Raw genomic sequence first — 16,948 nt, 5'->3', positions numbered from 1 at the left:
AGAAAAGGCTGAAATAACGCGTATATGGTCTGTCCACACACGAGTTGTTTCAGCCTTTTTTGATATTATATTTCGCAGATGATGCTTTATCGGCAGTTGCAATGGCCGGTGTCCGGAGAGACTCCGGCCTCTTTCTTTTATTCCGGGATGGAATCCACCAGTTCCAGCATTTCAAACTCTCCGTCACCTTCGGTTAGTTCGCCTATTTGGGCAATGGCGGTTTTGAAATGCGCAGAAGTGGAATGGAAGTCGAACGCTGCCTGATCCTTGAATTTCTCAATGAAGCGGAATGTTCCGGGAGCGTCTACTATCCGGTGCAGTCTGTATTCCAGTGAACCTTCTTCTGTTGCGGTGGCTTTGACCAGTTCGCGCAGCACTGTTTCGAGTTCCTGCTCTTTTCCTGTTTTGGCCTGCATTTTAGCGGTGAGTCTGATCATTTTTTTCTCCGTTTTAGTGTTTAGGCTATGATATGCCACCTTTTATGGTGTTTTACCATCCCCTGAATCATCAATTTAGATGAATTTTGTTGTATCCTTCTGTTTTCAACATTAGAGTCGGCTCCGAGGAACAGGGGTAATGCGTGGGAAAAAAGTGCTTACCTCATTGAGTCATTATTTCCAGTATGGAGGAGGAAAAAGAATTTGCCTGTCTACTACACAAGATTCATGACCGTTCTTTGTGAGATGGTCCTTGCCGGTGATGATGAAGGCCTGTCACATCTGCATATGCAGACCGGGGAAGGCCGGAAGATGTTCGAAATAGGACCGGATTGGGTGCGTAACGATGATTTTTTTGCTGATGTGAGAAGGCAGGTTGAAGAACATATAGCCGGAAAGCGCACCTGTTTTGATGTTAAATTGAATCCGCAGGGCAGTGATTTCCAGAAACGGGTCTGGACTCAATTGCTAAGGATTCCCTACGGGGAGACACGTTCGTATAAAGATGTTGCTCTTGCCTTGGGGAATGAGAAGGCCAGTCGGGCCGTTGGTGCGGCTAATGCTAAAAACCCCATACCGCTGATAGTTCCCTGCCACCGGGTTATCTCAGCCGATGGAAGTCTGGCCGGTTTTGCATACGGCACCGGTATCAAGCAAAGACTTCTGGAGATTGAACAGGCGGATTGATGCCGGGAAATTATTCCTCAAGCTCATCGTCTATGGTGACTTTGGGAGTGTTTTCTTCCGGAGTGGGATTTTCCTTTTGCCTTTTCTCAATCAACTTGACTATCTGCGTGTGCAGAGCCCGTGACGGCTCAAGGCTTGAATCAAGCCGCAGGCTGAGTTCTGTATAATTCAGCGCACTCTCATAGTCCTTGGCATATGTATATGCACGGGCCATATTGTAATAAAGGTTTGCGTCATTGGGCGTGAAGGTGCAGGCCTGATGGTAGGCTTTGATCGCACCATGATAGTCACCGTCTTTTCTGAGTTTTACCCCGAGCCGGTTGAATGGGTTTACAGCGTCAGGTTCATTCTGGAGTATTTCAATGAACAGCTCTTTGACGTTATCAAGACTGTCCTGAACCGCATAGATGTCAGCAGCCTTATTCAGGTAATCCTGATAGCTGCTCATATCACCTTTGCCCTTGTATGCGTCGGCCATGCCTTTGTATGCTTCGGCATACATTTCATTGAGGGCGATTGCCTTGTTGAAGGCTATGATAGCCTTGCCGTACTTTTCTTGAGCGAGGAAATTAAGGCCCTTTTCAAAATATTCTTCAGCAGGATTTTTGTCTGCTTCAGCAACTTCTTCAAGAATTTCTGAAAAGCTGTCTATTGCTTCATCAAAGCTGCCGTTTGCCACCAGATCCCATGAAGATTTGAGCAATTCCTGCTCAATTTCATCTGGTGTGGCACTCATGTATGCAGCAAAAACGTGGCGTTTAAGGGTCTCCATGCTGTAGGGACGCAGAACGTAGCCGCCGCATCCAGCTGCAATAGAGTTGAGTACTGATTCTTTACGCTGATCAGGGGTGACCATGATTACCGGAAGGGACCGGACTGCATGTCTGCGCAATTTTCTTACACAATCTGCACCGGATGTATTGTGTATTGACTCATCCACAAGTGCGACATCAATCTCTCCGTTTTCGAGAGCAACTACGGCGTTGTCCCAATTGGAATAAACGTAGATATCAGATGCACCAAGTCCCACCAATGTCAGTCTGTCATTGGAGATGTGCTTTGAGTTGTTTGAAAAGATACCGTACCGAAGGTCTTCAATCATTCCCCGCTCCCGAAATGGTTAACTTATCTTTGATAATACCTTTTCGTCGAGTCTGATTCAACTTAATTCCGACTTTAATGAGTTATTAATTGTTTAAAATCGAATGCCCGCTTCTCGCAAACGGGGAGCGGGCTTTTGAATTAATGAATAGACTAGCTTAGACGCACGACCAGTGGGATTACATGAAGCTGTCTGCTCTTTTCCTGCGTAGAACCCAACTGCCAGCTCACATTTTCAGATTTACCAACAGCTTCACCTACTTTTTCTGCAATACTCTGAATATTGATAATAGGGTGACGCGAGAAAACCTGAGGCAGCCCGTAAGTCAGGTTGCAGGCCAGACAACATCCGGGACGTTGGTGGAGCTGCAGCTCAAAATGGACGGTGTCCTCTTTATCTCCGGCATAGGACAGTGAAATGTCATAGCTTCCTTCTTCGGCATCTCCGAAAAGAGCTTCAAAAAACTGGTCGGTCCTGTCTTTGGGAAAAAGGGTGTTCATCATTTCCTGATTAAAAATATCAGCATACTGAGTCATGCTAACTCCGGTCATTTTTTATTCGTAAATTTGCATAATCCGCCAAGCACTTCTAAATGCTTTGAAAACCTTATCGTGTCAACTGTTACAGGACTGTTCTTTCGGCGGATTAAAGCTAATTGCGTTGGACTGTTTCGACCAGAATCTTTTCAAGATCTTTCATTTCAAATGGCTTGCACAGATAACCGTTAACCCCGGCTTCAAGAGCGGAAGTTTTGCTTTCCTTGTTGGCGTGGGCGGAGAGAGCTATTATGGGGATATCCCGTACTTTTATCAAATCTTCAGAAGTGCGGATGATCCGGGTGGCTTCCAGACCGTCCATTATCGGCATTTGTATGTCCATGAGGATTGCGTCAACGTTGTTACTGCCGATCATTTCAATGCATTCGGCCCCGTTTCCGGCACAGAGGACTTCATGCCCCATGCGTTCAAGAAGTTTTCGGGCCATCATTCTGTTGACCATTTCATCTTCCACCAACATTACTTTTAGTTTGGCAACTGTCCCGGTAATTTCAGGCATGATGTTTTTGTCCGGCTTAACTTCTGGCGCAGTTTTCAGTTTGATTGTGACGGTAACCGAAGTCCCTTTGCCAAGAGAGCTTTTAATCCCGATGGAACCTCCCATCAGCTCGACCAGTCTTTTTACAATGGATAACCCCAGTCCGGCTCCTTTGTATTTGCGGGAAAGGGAACCGTCGACCTGGGTAAAGGAGTCAAATATGCGGTCCAGACTGTTTTCCGGTATGCCTATCCCCGTATCGGTTACTGTGAATGATAATCTGCGCCTGCCTTCTGAAATTCCTGCTTCCGAAGAGACTTTTACGGTGACTGAGCCATGGTCCGTAAATTTGATGGCATTGCCTGTAAGGTTGAAAAGGATCTGCCTTATCCGGCCTTCGTCACCCAGATATCTGTCTTTTATATCCTGATCTATGGTGTACGACAGGTTGATTCCTTTTTCCCCGGCTTGAAGTTCAAAGAGGGCTAAACATTCGCTGAGCAGGTCCCGCAGGGAAAAATTTTCTTCCAGGATGTCCAGAGTTCCCATCTCCACTTTTGAAAGATCAAGGATGTCGTCAAGTACCCGCAGGAGGTTTCGTGATGACTGCAGTGCTACATTGATGCAATTTCTGTGTTCTTTGTTCAGGTCTGCAGAATTCATGACCTGAAGCATGCCCATAACTCCGTTCAGCGGGGTTCTGATTTCATGGCTGATATTGGCCAGAAATTCATCCTTGGTTTTACTGGCGAGCACTGCAGCCTCTTTGGCTTTGGACAGCTCTCTTTCATATTTTAGCCGTTGGGTGATATCGTGAATGATCGATATCAGGCGCGTCTTGCCTTTGAATTTAAAAGGTCCGGAAAAAACTTCAACATCCCTGATCTGACCGTCTGCAAGACGATGCTGGAAAATGAACTTGGACAGCCTGTTTTTTTTGGCTTCCTCCATTTTAGAGATCATCATGTCTTTGGACAGCTGATTAAGATCAAAGACGGTTTTTGATTTCATTTCGTTGCGGGTATAGCCGTAAAATTTTGCAGCGGCATTTGTGGCATCTTCCAGGCTTCCGTTGCTTGGATCAATGATGAACATGACCGAGTGGTTGTCTTCGAAAAAAGCCCGGTACAATTCTTCGCTATCCCTGATGGTTGTATCAAGTTTTTTGCGTTCAATGGCATTGGCTATCTGGTCGGAACAGGCAGAAAAAAGCCGGACATCGTCATCTGAAAAAGCTTCGGCATTATTGTAGTCCTGGACCACAAGCACCCCGATGGTCTTTTTGCGAAGACGCAAGGGGATACCTATCCATATCTCCGGGATGCGTCCGTGTACTTCAATTGTTCCTTTGTCTACAGAATCAATTATTTCTTTTCGAGTTAAACTTATAATTTTGTTTTCCCGGATCGGTAAAAGACTTATCCGGGTGTTGGCGGGATCATTTATGTTTTCAATAGGAGGATATTCATTGACATCATCATCAGCGCAATAAGTGAAATTAAGCCTTTCGTTCTGCTGATCGATAAGCGCAATAAAGAAGTTTCCGGCCTTTAACTCCCTGAACATTATTTTGTGAATCGACTCCAGCAGCTCGTCTACCGTATCGGCGGAATTGGACTGACTCATGATCTGGAGAAGTACGGACTGCAGGTGTTTTATCCGCTTAAGCTCGTTTTCTTTGCTGACTATTTCTGTAATGTCTTCAGCATAGATTGCCACCCGGCTGACTTCATTCCCTTCGAAAACAGGGTAGTGGCAATGAAGGATTGTTCTGCCGTCACGGATATCCTGAAATTGTAACGGTTTTCCGGTGTTTACCACTTTCAGTAGCTGTTCGCGGCGTGAAAGAGCCAGATTCTGGGAGAGGTAATTAAAAATATCTTTACCGATAAGGGCTTCAGGAGTGGTCTGCAGAATTTCGGCGACTGTCCGGTTAACGTGTATAACCCTGCCGTCCTTTTCAAGAAGAAGAATTGACTGAGTGTTGGCATCAAGCAAAGCCTTGATGTTTTTTTCAGCATCAAGGGCCTGTTGACGGGCTTTTTTCAGCTTTGCTTGAGATCTGTTCAGTTGCTCACTCATAATACTGATTGGTAATTTTAATAGGTTTCCAGAATGTTGATAGTAAACCAAAGAGGTTTGTTTTTCCATTAAAGAATGAAAAAAAGATTATCCTTTTGCAAAATTCTTAAACGTTGATTCCGCCCGTAGCAGGTTAATATTTATCCGGTGCTGGTTTTAATTTTGGCGATAGGTTATTTTATATTAAAACGGTGCTATATGCAGAGGAGTCCGTATATGAATGTCAGCGAAAATAATAAAATCAGACTAGGGATCGCCAGATGTCTTCTGGGAGAAAAAGTTCGGTATGATGGTGCGCACAAGTTGGATCGCTATCTCAGGGATGTTCTGGGTCCTTATGTGGAGTGGGTTCCGGTCTGTCCTGAAATGGAATGCGGCATGGGAGTTCCCCGTGAGGCTGTACGACTGGTGGGGGAGATTGAGAATCCCCGTCTGCTGGGGCGTAATTCCGGGGAGGACTGGACCGAGCGCATGCAGGAGTGGGGGCGCAAAAAACTTGCTTTGCTGGAAAAGGAGAATTTATGCGGTTATATTTTCAAGCATGGTTCTCCTTCCAACGCCATGGGGCGTATGAAGGTTTTTCATGAAGACGGGCGTATTTTCTATTCCGGCACCGGAATATGGGCCCGCATGGTTATGGATCATTTTCCGGATCTGCCTTGTGAGGATGACGGAAGGCTGCATGATAATGGGATTCGCGAAAATTTTATCAACCGTATTTTCACGTTCAAACGCTGGCGCGATAACGTATCTGAATCCTTTTCCGCTGCAAAGCTGGTTGATTTTCATACCCGGCATAAAATGTTGATAATGGCCCATAATGAGGCCGTTTATCGTCGCATGGGCAAACTGGTTGCGTCTGCCGGTAGCGCTGATCCTGTTGCAATTAGCGGAGAGTACTCAGCTCTGCTGTTTAAGGCTCTGATATACAGGCCTACGGTGAAAAAGCATGTGAACGTTTTGACTCACGCCTTGGGTCATTTCAAAAAAGATATTTCCGCAGATGAAAAACAGGAAATGCTCGAATTGATAGACCGCTTTCATAAACAGCTGATTCCATTGATCGTCCCGATCACTATGCTTAATCATTATGTGCGTAAGTATGATAAAGAATATTTGCAGCAACAGTTTTACCTCAACCCGTACCCTGCGGAACTTATGCTGAGGAATCATGTCTGAGCTAAAAAAAGGGATTATCTGTGTATTGGGGGCCACCGGATATGTGGGTGGCCGTCTTGTACCGCAACTGCTGGAAAAAGGCTGGACGGTACGGGCAGTGGGCAGGTCCTCCGCGAAGCTTCGTAACCGTCCGTACAGTTTTCATGAAAATTGTGAAATAGCCGAGGCTGACCTTTTTAACCGGGAATCCCTCGAGAACGTCCTTGAGGGGTGTTGCTGCGTTTATTATCTTGTGCATTCCATGCAACCCGGCAGTTCTGATTTTGCCGAAAAGGATCGTCTGGCCGCGCAGAATACGGTTCTAGCCGCAGAGCAGGCCGGTGTGGAGCGACTTATTTATCTGGGTGGAATAATTCCGGATGATCCGAATATCAGCCATCACCTTAAATCCCGTGCCGAAGTGGGGGAGATCCTTTCCAGTGGAAGTATTCCATGTACTGTGCTCAGGGCGGCGGTGATTCTCGGTTCAGGCAGCGCTTCCTTTGAAATCCTCCGTTATCTGGTGGACCGTCTTCCGGTGATGATTACGCCTCACTGGGTACGTACCGAGAGCCAGCCCATCAGTATCCGCGATGTGCTGTTTTATTTGACAGGATGTCTTGATCATCCTGAGACCGTCGGTGAAAACTATGACATCGGCGGACCTTACATTGAGACTTATGAAAGATTGTTCCGCATTTACCAGCAGGAAGCCGGATTGCGCAAACGACTGATCATACCGGTGCCTTTTATTTCTCCCAGACTATCGTCTTACTGGCTGGGCTTGGTTTCTCCGGTTCCGGTTTCGCTGGCAACCCCGCTGGTTTTGGGTTTGCGCAACCGGGTGGTCTGCAAGGATTTTCGTATTCGTCAGATTATGCCGTGTGAGTTGACCGACTGCCGCACCGCAATCCGCCGCGCTTTGAACAAGGTGCAGCAGGAAGTTGTCGATACCTGCTGGTCCGATGCCGGGACCCTTGATACCCCGGAATGGGCAACCTGCGGGGATGCCGGATATTCCGGCGGAACCGTTTACCATTCAGCCTACCGTATTAAGCTGCAGGGCAGTTCTGCCCGGCTCTGGGAAAAGATAGTTTCCATCGGCGGAGACGAAGGCTGGTATTGCTGTGATTCCTTGTGGTCCCTGCGCGGCTGGCTGGATAAGCTTGTCGGAGGGGTTGGGCTACGGCGTGGACGCAGGAGCCCGGACGAAATAAAAATAGGGGATGCCCTTGATTTCTGGCGGGTACTGGATGTGCAGCAGGGCGAACGGTTGCTCCTGCTGGCTGAAATGAAACTGCCTGGTGAGGCCCTGCTGGAATTCAGTCTTGAGAATACCCTTGCCGGGGATACGGAATTAACCATGACGGCACGCTTTCTGCCCCGTGGGTTAGGTGGAATTTTTTATTGGTGGGCAGTGTACCCGTTGCATTCGGTTGTTTTTAAGGGGATGGCCCGGTCTCTTGCCGAGCGTAGCGGCAGCCGGATAATGGAGGGACCTGAATTATTGAAAGGCCCGGCTCCGCGCTGCCGCATTCCCGGAACTAAGGGGAGGGCATAGTGCTTAAGGTTGACCGCAGGAGGATTCTGCAATTGAACCAAGCCGAGCAGGCAGATGGGCCGGTAATCTACTGGATGAGCCGGGAGCAGCGTATCCGCGACAATTGGGGGTTGCTTCATGCCCGAGAACTGGCAGGAGAGAACAGGCAGTTGATTGTTGTTTTTTGTCTTGTCCCTTCATTTCTCGGAGCAACCTTGCGGCATTATGATTTCATGCTCAAAGGGTTGCAGCAACTGGAGCAAGATTTGCGGAATCTGGGATATCGGTTTGTGCTGTTGAGCGGAGCTGCAGATCAGGTTCTGCCTGATTTTGTCAGCGGTGTGGAATGTGGGGTTGTTGTTACTGATTTTGATCCCTTGCGGATCAAGCAGCAGTGGCAGGAAGCTGTGGCCCGCAAAATAAATGTGCCTTTAATTGAAGTCGACGGACACAATATTGTTCCGGCCCGTTTTGTCTCTGAGAAAAGGGAATTCTCTGCGCGGACCATCAGGCCTAAGATCCATAGGTTGCTCCCTGAGTTTCTGGAAGAATTTCCCGATTTTTCGGCGGCACAAGGGGAAACCGGAGAGTCTCCGCCGGTGAATTGGGAGCAGGTTCTCCGAGACGTAGTTGTTGACGCGGAGGTCGGCCCGGTTGATTTGGTTCCGGGGGAAGCTCAGGCACGTTCCGCTTTAGATGTTTTCGTGGCCGAGAAGCTGGGCAGGTATGCATATGAGCGTAATGATCCCAACTCGGAAGCTGTCTCACATCTTTCCGCATACTATCATTTCGGGCATCTGGCTCCGCAGCGGGCGGCTCTTTCTGTAGCAGCCCGACCTTCGGGGGAGGGTGTTGATGCATATCTTGAAGAGTTGATTGTCCGCCGCGAACTGGCGGAAAATTTCTGCCTGTATACACCCAACTATGATTCTTTGGATTCGGCCCCGGAATGGGCTTTGAAAACTCTGGCTGAGCATGCTGAAGACCGCAGGATCTATTTATATTCCTATACTGAATTTGAGCAGGCCCTGACCCATTCCGCACTTTGGAATGCTGCCCAGTTGCAGATGGTAAAGACAGGATACATGCACGGTTATATGCGTATGTACTGGGCCAAGAAAATTCTGGAATGGTCTGATTCTCCGGAAGAAGCCCTGCGGATAATTATTACTTTAAATGACCGGTATCAGTTGGATGGACGTGATCCGAACGGCTACGTTGGCGCTCTTTGGTCTGTGGCCGGACTGCATGACCGTGGCTGGAAAAAACGGTCGGTATTCGGTTCAGTCCGCTATATGAATGAGCGTGGTTGCCGCCGCAAATTTGATGTTGACGCGTATATCAAGAAGTGGGCGGATAGGGCTTTTGAAGGGAATTAAATTGGGATGGAGAACATCTGTTTAAACGCTAACTTTTTTAGAACTGTAGATGTTTATTGGTTTTATTTTTTTAAAAACCAATACCTATAATTGATTCTGAATGATATAATAGGAGCAATACGTAAATCTATTATTTGGAGGTCTGTTATGGCGAATATGGATTACCCGGGCCCCTGCCCCAGTTGTGTCGGTATTGATGGTTGCAGTACTGAGGATACGAAACAGAAAGCTGTAAAGCACTATTGCAAAGGGCTTGAGATGGAATTGAACTCTTGGAAGTCCCGGCTTTATGATGTTCTGGCTGACGACAAATCAGAAAGCCTCAAAGATCAGATCATATTGCTTAAATCTACCATGAAAGAACTGGAAGCTGTAGTTGGAGAAATGCAGGATGTCTGCCCGACCAGTCTTGGTGAACAGGAAAAAGTCATATCCGGTAAGCTGGAAGACCTGCGTGTTCACTATACTAAAGCCATGGAAGTTCTGGCTCCTGGATGGTTCGGCGGTTGATGAAATCTGGTATATGATAATAAAGCCGGCTTTTTTTCAGCCGGCTTTTTTAGTTGAAGCATATGGGACAGTCTGACCTTTCTTTAACAGTCATTTTGTGCAGCCCTGTGATGATATCGGAACGGTCCATATTTTCAGATGTTATTACAGTTACAGGGCTTTCCATTTTTTTGATTACCTTTTTACCGGAGAGAAGGTCCATGGCTGTTTTTACTCCTAAGAACCCCATTGTATAAGGTTTCTGGGTTATCAGGGCACATATTTTGCCTTCTTTTACTCCCTTTTCCAGATTCTTGTTGTAGTCGAAAGCAACAAAGGGGATTTTAATATCAGCATGTTTTTTTAAAACATGAAGAACGCCGTCGGAAGTAGGTTCATTCACTGAAAAGATACCTGCTATGGAAGGCATGGCTGTAAGGATTTCTTCCACCACAATTCTTGTCTCACGTTCACTCCCGTCCTTCATGTGCATGCGGATGATTGATCTGCCCGGTATGAGCTCATTGATCCTATTGATGAAGCCTTGTTCTCGCAGGTAGGAAGCCCCATTTTCCGGCTTGTGCCCAATGAGCAGCAGAGGCCCTTTTTGCGAGACTTTTTTTGCCAGAAGCTCTGCGCCGATCGTCCCTGATTTGTAATTATCTGTGGCGATGTACGCGTGAGGCGCTTTCGAGGTTACCGGGGAGTCGATGATGACCACTTTGATGCCTGCTTTTACGGCTTTTTCAAGGTATGGGTTCAGCCTTTCCTTATCTGAAGGAGCAATTACTATGGCATCAACTTTTTTTTCTGTATAAAATTTCAGTAAATGTATCTGAGCGTCTGCTTTGTTTTCCACTCTTGGACCACGCCAGATAAGGTTTACGTCTTCACCCTGAACAGCTTTGTGTGCTCCGAGACATATTATTTTCCAGAAGTGCATAATGGTGGCTTTCGGAATGACCACTACGGTTTTTTGGGCATTGCTTGTGGTGGGATAGCACAGCATGTAAAATGTCAGCAAAATTGCCGTGAGTAAGTATCGGCGCAACGCTGCTGCTGTTTTTATTTGATGTTTTTTGTAATCAGGCATAATTAGAAAATAATAATACTAAGATTTATTATTGACGGGGCTGTTTTTAGCTTATCGCAATTTATCTTGTTGTAAAGTTTTTACGCATCAGAAATGGATTATTTTTTCAATTTAGCATGGATGCGGATTTATTTTTACATAAAAGCAATTCTCTACTCTTTTTTACCAGCCTTTTGCGATAAAGCAAAACTGTCTTTAACAGACAAAGGATAACATTTCATTCATAAACAGGAAGCGTTATCTTTTACATATTTTAACTTTTTATTAGATAAACCGGTTTTAAAAATTTGGCTCAGCATAACCTGATCAGGAAAGGCTCGGCTTTTCATGGCATAAGCAATTGACAGTAGGACTAAAGTTATTATTAATAATAGTAATTAATAGTGAGGTAGCTAATGAAAAAAATAGCCCCATTAATTTTGTCAATTGTGGCTTTGTTTACAGTATATGCTTTAGCTGGAGAAAACAAAGGGGAAAGTATGATGCAGAAGGTTGTTGATAATTATGAAACAGCGACCTTGGCAGGCGGATGTTTCTGGTGCGTAGAGTCTGACCTTGAAAAAGTGGACGGGGTTGAGGAAGTCATTTCCGGTTATTCCGGTGGACATCTGGAAAATCCTACGTATGAACAGGTCAGTTCTGGCAGTTCCGGGCATCTGGAAGCCGTTCAGGTTCGCTTCGATAATCGTAAAGTAAGCTACAAGGACATCCTGCGTGTATTTATGCGGCATCATGACCCGACAGATCCAGGAGGTTCCTTTAATGACCGCGGAGAGCAATACACTTCAGCAATTTTTTACCGTGATGAAGAGCAAAAGAAGATTGCTGCCGAACTGCTGCAGGAGATTGACGGTTCAAATGTATTTGAAAAGCCGCTGACAACGAAACTGATTCCGTTTGATAAGTTCTATCCGGCCGAGGAGTATCACCAGAACTACTACAAAAAGAATCCTGTACGTTATAATTGGTACCGGTTCATGTCCGGCAGGGATGCATTTGCGGAAGATCATTGGGGAGGAAAAGATGAAAGTGAATCCTCAAGTCTTGGTGAGGAAAGCTATACGAGGCCGGATGATGTGAAGTTACGTGAAACACTGCCCCCCCTGCAATTCAAGGTCGTCCGTGAGGGCGGAACAGAACCCGCTTTTTCAAACGAGTTCTGGGATAACCACAGAGATGGGATTTACGTGGATATTGTTTCCGGTGAGCCTCTATTCAGTTCCCGGGACAAGTTTGATTCCGGTACAGGGTGGCCCAGTTTTACCCGGCCCATCGAAGGACAGAGTGTTGTGGAAAAGGAAGACCGCTCATTTTTTATGACTCGCGTTGAGGTCCGCTCCCGAAAGGCCGACTCACATCTGGGGCATGTTTTTGATGACGGTCCCCAACCTACGGGGCTTAGGTACTGCATTAATTCCGCATCGCTGAGGTTCATTCCGCTGGATGAGCTGGAAAGCGAAGGTTACGGGGAATATCTGAAGTTATTCGAATAGCCTGAATCAGCCCGGTGCATATTGTATCGGGCTGCTTGCGTAGTTGCAGCCGTGTGGTGTATCTGTCTTGAACATGATCCTGCTTTCCATCATCATACCCAATTATAATTACGGGCGTTTCGCTGACCGGTTGTTCGGTTCTATTGCTGCTCAGACCGTCTCCCTTGCGGAGGTGGAAATTATTTTTGTGGATGACGGCAGCAGTGACGATTCCCGAGAGCAGGCCGGTAAGTGGGCAGGAAGAATTGATTGCAGTAATTTTTTAATATTGACACCGCCAAGGTCCGGCAGGCCCGGTCCTGTTCGCAATCACGGTTTGGCTCAAGCCTCGGGCAGATATCTGCTGTGCTTTGATCCCGATGATGAATTGCAGCCGGATTTTCTGGAAAAAAGCATCAACCTTCTTGAGACAACCCCGAAGATCTCGGTTGTCTTTTCCGATTATCGCGAGGTCAGTCCTGAAAAAACATTTGTACGTATTCTTCCTGATTTCAATCCACTTCATTTGCGGACCCAGAATACGGTTGCTTCTGCCGCTGTTTATCGGCGGGAGTTATGGGACGGGGGAGTTCGCTACCGGGAGAACACTGCTTATGAGGATTGGGATTACTGGGTGCAGTGCCTGATGGCCGGGGGGAAATTCAGACGTCTTCCACACCCACTGTATGTCCACCATAGTCATGAATTAAATTTTTCTTATCAGGCTGAAAAAGAAGACGGTGTGGCCAAGGCCATGATCGTCTTGAACAATCCCGGTTTTTTTCATGATTCAGTTGTCCGCTGGGCCTCTGACCACCTGTACAGACGTGCCCACGCTCCATCATTCCGGCGCGGCTATATTCCCACCGCCGAGGAACTCAGTATGTTAACGACTTATCGACCATGATCAGGAATGGTGGAAGCAATTAATTCACGGAGATATTGATGCAGATAATTTTGACTGGTATTCTGGCAGCTTTATTTTTCAGCACTACTTTTGTGCTTAACAGGGCCATGAGTCTTGATGGCGGACATTGGGTCTGGTCTGCCAGCCTGCGTTATTTCTGGATGCTGGGCTTCCTTTTTACCGGGCTGGGATTATTTCGCAAAAAAATGTTGGTTCGCTCAATTCAGATTTATTTCAGGCATTTTACGTTTTGGACTATTGCAGGTGGGGTGGGATTTGGTGTTTTTTACGCTTTGATCACTTTCAGTGCCTCGTACACACCCGGATGGGTGGTGGCAGCAACATGGCAGACAACTATTCTTGCTACCCCGCTGGTTTTACTGGGGTTCGGCAAGAAAATACCTTTGCGGGCCATGCTGCTGACCCTGATAATTTTTGCCGGTGTTCTGCTGGTCAATATAGAAAGTATGGAGGATAGTTCCCTGAATGCGGTTCTCTTGGGGGCTATCCCGGTTTTTATAGCCGCATTTGCTTATCCTTTCGGAAACCAACTGGTCTGGGAAGCCCGTAACGGCGGCAGTAGAATTATTCCCGCCCTTGAAGACCCGGTCATGGATGATCCCTTTTGTCGTGTCCTGTTGCTTACTCTCGGTTCGATGCCTCTGTGGGCCGGGGTAATATTGTTTACCCGGCCAGCTCTTCCGCAGACCGGGCAAATTATCAATACCGCTCTTGTTGCCTTGTTCTCAGGTGTAGCTGCAACCAGTCTGTTTCTTTATGCCCGGCACAAGGCCCGGAACGCAGCAGAACTGGCCGCAGCAGACTGTACCCAGTCCATGGAAGTTATTTTTTCGCTGGCCGGGGAGGTAATTCTCCTGCATGGGGCTCTGCCCGGAATGCTGGGCTGGATCGGAATCGGCCTGACCATGCTGGGATTAGTGCTTTACATCCGGGTTCAGAACGTGCGTTAGCCGACCAGTTCCCCCGCGCTGACCATCTGGGCATAGAACATCCCCAACGAGGCCATGAATCCGGCATGAACTTCCGTTGATCCGGCTTTTATACCGTCAAATTCAAGGTTGGCTGCACAGCATGCATCATGGACCACCGTGCATTTGTAGCCTTTGTCTGCGGCTGCACGGGTGGTGGCGTCCACACACATGTTGCTCATCATTCCGCAAATGATCAGTTCGTTTACATCTAGTCTTTCCAGCTCAGCCTCAAGGTTGGTTTCCCGGAAGCTGTTGGGGAAATTCTTGCGGACTACGATTTCGTTTTCAAGCGGCTTCACGCATTCATGAATATCAACTCCTTCGGTTTCCGGCAGGAAAAAGAAAGCTCCTTCCTTCACGGATATATGCTGGATGTGGATTACCGGAAGTTTGTTTTTCCTGAAATAATCAAGAACTAAAGCAGCTTTAGCTCCGGCTTGTTCGCTGTGGTCGAGAGTGAATTTCCCGCCGGGGAAATAGTCGTTCTGAATGTCGATGATGATCAGTGCTTTCTTATTCATTTGTTTCTCCTTGGCAGGTTTTGAGTTCAAGTTGGAGTTATTCTGTCTGAATCGTAAAAAAATATAAGTGTCAGTATTGACAATAAGCATGCTGAAAATGACAATAGACTCATGAAAAGTGTTGCTGTTCTCGCTTATGACGATTGTCTGGTCAGTGCTGTTTCCGGAGTGTTGGAGATCCTGAGTATTGCCAGTTCACTGGCCAGAGAGTCTTCAGGAAGGGAATGCTTTACTGGTTTGGATATAGTCAGCCCGGAAGGCGGGAGCGTGACCGGATATGTCGGGATACCCCTACAGGTCTGCGGGAGCATACTCGATGTGCGGCCTGATATACTTGTACTGCCTCCTGTTTTCGGAGAGATAGAGCCGTTATTGGCTAATAGTTCGCTTATGCAATGTATTGCGGACTTGGGGAAGCAGGGAACTATTCTGGCCTCGGCTTGTGCGGGATCTTTCCTAATGGCTCGGGCCGGAGTGCTGGATGGAAAACCTGCTACCACCCACTGGAAGCTGGCTCCGGATTTTTCATCACGGTTTGAGCACGTAGATCTTCAGGTCCGGCGTATGCTTATTGACGGGGGCAGTTATATTTGTGCCGGGGGAGCCATGGCCTGGCAGGATCTGGCCTTGCACATTGTTGCTCGTTTTATGGGCCGGGATGCTGCTGCTGACTGCGCTAAAATGCTGGTCATGGATTCCACCCGAGATGTGCAGACCCCGTATTTCATGTTTGAAAACAAGGTCTGCAACAAAGGCTTTGCGGATATGGAAATAAACCGGGTGCAGGAGTGGATGCAGGACAATTACAGTTCAGAGATCAGCAGCGGGGTACTTGCTGAAAAAGCACAGCTTGGCGAACGTACTTTACTGCGCCGTTTCAAACGGGCCACAGGCATGACTCCCAATAATTATTTGCAGCAATTGCGCATTGAGGCGGCTCGCCATCTATTGGAGGTAAGTTCCACATCCGTGGACGAGATCACTGTGCTTGTGGGCTATGATAACCCGTCGTCATTCCGTAGATTGTTCAAAAAGATGACCGGGCTAAGTCCTCGCGAATATCGCAGTCGTTTCAGTAGAATGAAATAAACAACATTCATATCGCCAGAATAAGATTAAGTCTAAACTTCTTGATAATGAAAACGAATTTCGTTACCTCTCGTAAGGCTCATGTAACTGAAACAACTTGAAGGATTCTCAGATGTTTAAAAAAATGCTTTCTCTTTTTATGGCGTTGGCTTTGTTTCTGCCTGCGGTGGCGTCTGCCCATTCCCTGTATATTCAGGCTGGGCGATATCATGTTTCTGAAGGCAAGAAATCTCCTCTCTTTTTCTGTTACGGGCATCATATCCCGGTGGATGATGCCGTACGCATGAAGAAGCTCAACCACGTAACTGTAATCAAGCCTAATAACAACAGGTATGACGTCAAGTTGCGTGATGAAAAATCGTTGCATTCCTATGTGATCGATTATGATATGCCCGGAACATACGTGCTTACCGCAGCAACCAATCCGGGGCATTTCACCACCTGGATGGACAAGAAAGACCGCAAGCGTCATTCCATCAAGCCTATGAGCAGCGTGGCAGAACGGGCATCAAAGATTGTCTCCAGCCTGCGCAGCAGCCAGTGGACCAAAACCTATGTTACCTGCGAGAATCCCTCCGCTGTTTTTCCGGCCATAGTGGGGATGCCCATGGAGCTGGTTCCGGCCAAAGATGTGTCCATGCTAAAGAAGGGTGATGTTCTGGAAATGCAGGTCTATATGGACGGCAAGCCTTATGAAGGCGATGGCTACTGGGATGCCACCTACATGGGATTTTCCACTCAGGCTGAAGATATGTACATTCAGCGGCAGCATATTTTTGACGGTAAAATTAAATTGCCTATTGATGTGAGCGGACGTTGGTTTGTACGCTTTTTCACCAAGAAAAAACCCATTAAGGAAAGCCCTGATTTTATGCAGGAAAAGAAGACCGCAACACTGGTTTTCGAAGTTCCTAATGAACGTAAAAGGCCCAAAATTGACAGTCATTAGCTAAGATGCCTCCGGC

At 47.1% G+C, this 16,948-nt stretch carries 16 protein-coding genes; 10 read left to right on the top strand and 6 right to left on the bottom strand.

Features of this window, described 5'->3' with window-relative positions; all coding sequences use genetic code 11:
- Positions 1 to 137: 137 nt before the first annotated feature.
- Positions 138 to 437 (bottom strand): putative quinol monooxygenase, encoded by a 300-nt coding sequence (locus ACKU41_RS07335; protein WP_319780689.1) that lies wholly within the window; start codon positions 435 to 437, stop codon positions 138 to 140.
- A 204-nt stretch (positions 438 to 641) separates the two neighbouring features.
- Here ACKU41_RS07335 and ACKU41_RS07330 point away from each other — a divergent pair, with 204 nt between their 5' ends.
- A complete protein-coding gene (locus ACKU41_RS07330) occupies positions 642 to 1,124 on the top strand; it encodes a methylated-DNA--[protein]-cysteine S-methyltransferase (RefSeq protein ID WP_319780687.1) in 483 nt (160 codons plus the stop codon).
- Positions 1,125 to 1,134: 10 nt separating this feature from the next.
- Here the strand turns inward: ACKU41_RS07330 and ACKU41_RS07325 are convergent, their stop codons facing one another.
- From ACKU41_RS07325 to ACKU41_RS07315, 3 genes are all read right to left on the bottom strand, one after another.
- Positions 1,135 to 2,226 carry a tetratricopeptide repeat protein gene (locus ACKU41_RS07325; protein ID WP_321404840.1) on the bottom strand — a complete coding sequence of 364 codons (1,092 nt, stop codon included), beginning with the start codon at positions 2,224 to 2,226 and terminating at the stop codon, positions 1,135 to 1,137.
- 152 nt (positions 2,227 to 2,378) lie between these two features.
- Entirely contained in the window at positions 2,379 to 2,762 is a 384-nt protein-coding gene (locus ACKU41_RS07320) for a pancreas/duodenum homeobox protein 1 (RefSeq protein WP_321404839.1), read from the bottom strand.
- 115 nt (positions 2,763 to 2,877) lie between these two features.
- Positions 2,878 to 5,343: an ATP-binding protein gene (locus ACKU41_RS07315; protein ID WP_321404838.1), complete on the bottom strand. Its 2,466-nt coding sequence runs from the start codon at positions 5,341 to 5,343 to the stop codon at positions 2,878 to 2,880.
- Between the two features lie 216 nt (positions 5,344 to 5,559).
- On the opposite strand from ACKU41_RS07315, the gene ACKU41_RS07310 reads away from it, so the two are divergent.
- From ACKU41_RS07310 to ACKU41_RS07295, 4 genes are all read left to right on the top strand, one after another.
- The gene (locus tag ACKU41_RS07310) at positions 5,560 to 6,522 is read left to right on the top strand and encodes a DUF523 and DUF1722 domain-containing protein (protein WP_321404836.1); all 963 of its coding nucleotides are present in this window, start codon (positions 5,560 to 5,562) and stop codon (positions 6,520 to 6,522) included.
- Positions 6,515 to 8,062, top strand: a complete 1,548-nt coding sequence (locus tag ACKU41_RS07305; protein WP_321404834.1) for an SDR family oxidoreductase — start codon at positions 6,515 to 6,517, stop codon at positions 8,060 to 8,062. The genes ACKU41_RS07310 and ACKU41_RS07305 overlap by 8 nt, the downstream gene beginning before the upstream one ends.
- Complete coding sequence (locus ACKU41_RS07300) at positions 8,062 to 9,420, top strand: deoxyribodipyrimidine photo-lyase (protein WP_321404833.1); 1,359 nt, start codon at positions 8,062 to 8,064, stop codon at positions 9,418 to 9,420. The genes ACKU41_RS07305 and ACKU41_RS07300 overlap by 1 nt, the downstream gene beginning before the upstream one ends.
- Positions 9,421 to 9,567: 147 nt before the next feature.
- The gene (locus tag ACKU41_RS07295) at positions 9,568 to 9,930 is read left to right on the top strand and encodes a hypothetical protein (RefSeq protein ID WP_319780680.1); all 363 of its coding nucleotides are present in this window, start codon (positions 9,568 to 9,570) and stop codon (positions 9,928 to 9,930) included.
- A 49-nt stretch (positions 9,931 to 9,979) separates the two neighbouring features.
- On the opposite strand, the gene ACKU41_RS07290 is transcribed toward ACKU41_RS07295, so the two are convergent.
- A complete protein-coding gene (locus ACKU41_RS07290) occupies positions 9,980 to 10,918 on the bottom strand; it encodes a substrate-binding domain-containing protein (RefSeq protein ID WP_321404832.1) in 939 nt (312 codons plus the stop codon).
- Positions 10,919 to 11,481: 563 nt separating this feature from the next.
- Between ACKU41_RS07290 and msrB the strand changes: the two genes are divergently transcribed.
- From msrB to ACKU41_RS07275, 3 genes are all read left to right on the top strand, one after another.
- On the top strand, positions 11,482 to 12,495 hold the full coding sequence (gene msrB, locus ACKU41_RS07285; RefSeq protein ID WP_321404831.1) for a peptide-methionine (R)-S-oxide reductase MsrB: 1,014 nt from the start codon (positions 11,482 to 11,484) through the stop codon (positions 12,493 to 12,495).
- Between the two features lie 73 nt (positions 12,496 to 12,568).
- Positions 12,569 to 13,381 (top strand): glycosyltransferase family A protein, encoded by an 813-nt coding sequence (locus tag ACKU41_RS07280; protein WP_321405249.1) that lies wholly within the window; start codon positions 12,569 to 12,571, stop codon positions 13,379 to 13,381.
- Positions 13,382 to 13,419: 38 nt separating this feature from the next.
- The gene (locus tag ACKU41_RS07275; RefSeq protein ID WP_319780677.1) at positions 13,420 to 14,352 is read left to right on the top strand and encodes a multidrug resistance efflux transporter family protein; all 933 of its coding nucleotides are present in this window, start codon (positions 13,420 to 13,422) and stop codon (positions 14,350 to 14,352) included.
- Here ACKU41_RS07275 and ACKU41_RS07270 read toward each other — a convergent pair.
- Positions 14,349 to 14,894 (bottom strand): cysteine hydrolase family protein, encoded by a 546-nt coding sequence (locus ACKU41_RS07270; RefSeq protein ID WP_321404830.1) that lies wholly within the window; start codon positions 14,892 to 14,894, stop codon positions 14,349 to 14,351. The two genes, ACKU41_RS07275 and ACKU41_RS07270, sit on opposite strands and share 4 nt — an antisense overlap.
- Before the next feature lie 111 nt (positions 14,895 to 15,005).
- On the opposite strand from ACKU41_RS07270, the gene ACKU41_RS07265 reads away from it, so the two are divergent.
- Both ACKU41_RS07265 and ACKU41_RS07260 read left to right on the top strand, forming a co-directional pair.
- Positions 15,006 to 15,983, top strand: coding sequence for a helix-turn-helix domain-containing protein (locus tag ACKU41_RS07265; RefSeq protein ID WP_321404829.1), 978 nt, complete (start codon positions 15,006 to 15,008; stop codon positions 15,981 to 15,983).
- Positions 15,984 to 16,095: 112 nt separating this feature from the next.
- On the top strand, positions 16,096 to 16,932 hold the full coding sequence (locus ACKU41_RS07260) for a DUF4198 domain-containing protein (RefSeq protein ID WP_319780674.1): 837 nt from the start codon (positions 16,096 to 16,098) through the stop codon (positions 16,930 to 16,932).
- Positions 16,933 to 16,948: the final 16 nt, after the last annotated feature.

Source organism: Maridesulfovibrio sp. (assembly GCF_963678865.1).
Classification (GTDB): Bacteria; Desulfobacterota; Desulfovibrionia; order Desulfovibrionales; family Desulfovibrionaceae; genus Maridesulfovibrio.
The sequence above is the reverse complement of the archived record's forward strand: the minus strand, read 5'-3'. Positions and strand labels throughout refer to the sequence as shown.

Bases quoted from the DNA above. Each gene is read 5' to 3' on its own strand.
- msrB (WP_321404831.1), top strand. From the start codon at position 11,482: ATGATGCAGAAGGTTGTTGATAATTATGAAACAGCGACCTTGGCAGGC.
- ACKU41_RS07305 (WP_321404834.1), top strand. From the start codon at position 6,515: ATGTCTGAGCTAAAAAAAGGGATTATCTGTGTATTGGGGGCCACCGGA.
- ACKU41_RS07290 (WP_321404832.1), bottom strand. From the start codon at position 10,918: ATGCTGTGCTATCCCACCACAAGCAATGCCCAAAAAACCGTAGTGGTC.
- ACKU41_RS07335 (WP_319780689.1), bottom strand. From the start codon at position 437: ATGATCAGACTCACCGCTAAAATGCAGGCCAAAACAGGAAAAGAGCAG.
- ACKU41_RS07315 (WP_321404838.1), bottom strand. From the start codon at position 5,343: ATGAGTGAGCAACTGAACAGATCTCAAGCAAAGCTGAAAAAAGCCCGT.
- ACKU41_RS07260 (WP_319780674.1), top strand. From the start codon at position 16,096: ATGTTTAAAAAAATGCTTTCTCTTTTTATGGCGTTGGCTTTGTTTCTG.
- ACKU41_RS07295 (WP_319780680.1), top strand. From the start codon at position 9,568: ATGGCGAATATGGATTACCCGGGCCCCTGCCCCAGTTGTGTCGGTATT.
- ACKU41_RS07310 (WP_321404836.1), top strand. From the start codon at position 5,560: ATGAATGTCAGCGAAAATAATAAAATCAGACTAGGGATCGCCAGATGT.
- ACKU41_RS07280 (WP_321405249.1), top strand. From the start codon at position 12,569: ATGATCCTGCTTTCCATCATCATACCCAATTATAATTACGGGCGTTTC.
- ACKU41_RS07270 (WP_321404830.1), bottom strand. From the start codon at position 14,894: ATGAATAAGAAAGCACTGATCATCATCGACATTCAGAACGACTATTTC.
- ACKU41_RS07320 (WP_321404839.1), bottom strand. From the start codon at position 2,762: ATGACTCAGTATGCTGATATTTTTAATCAGGAAATGATGAACACCCTT.
- ACKU41_RS07325 (WP_321404840.1), bottom strand. From the start codon at position 2,226: ATGATTGAAGACCTTCGGTACGGTATCTTTTCAAACAACTCAAAGCAC.
- ACKU41_RS07275 (WP_319780677.1), top strand. From the start codon at position 13,420: ATGCAGATAATTTTGACTGGTATTCTGGCAGCTTTATTTTTCAGCACT.
- ACKU41_RS07265 (WP_321404829.1), top strand. From the start codon at position 15,006: ATGAAAAGTGTTGCTGTTCTCGCTTATGACGATTGTCTGGTCAGTGCT.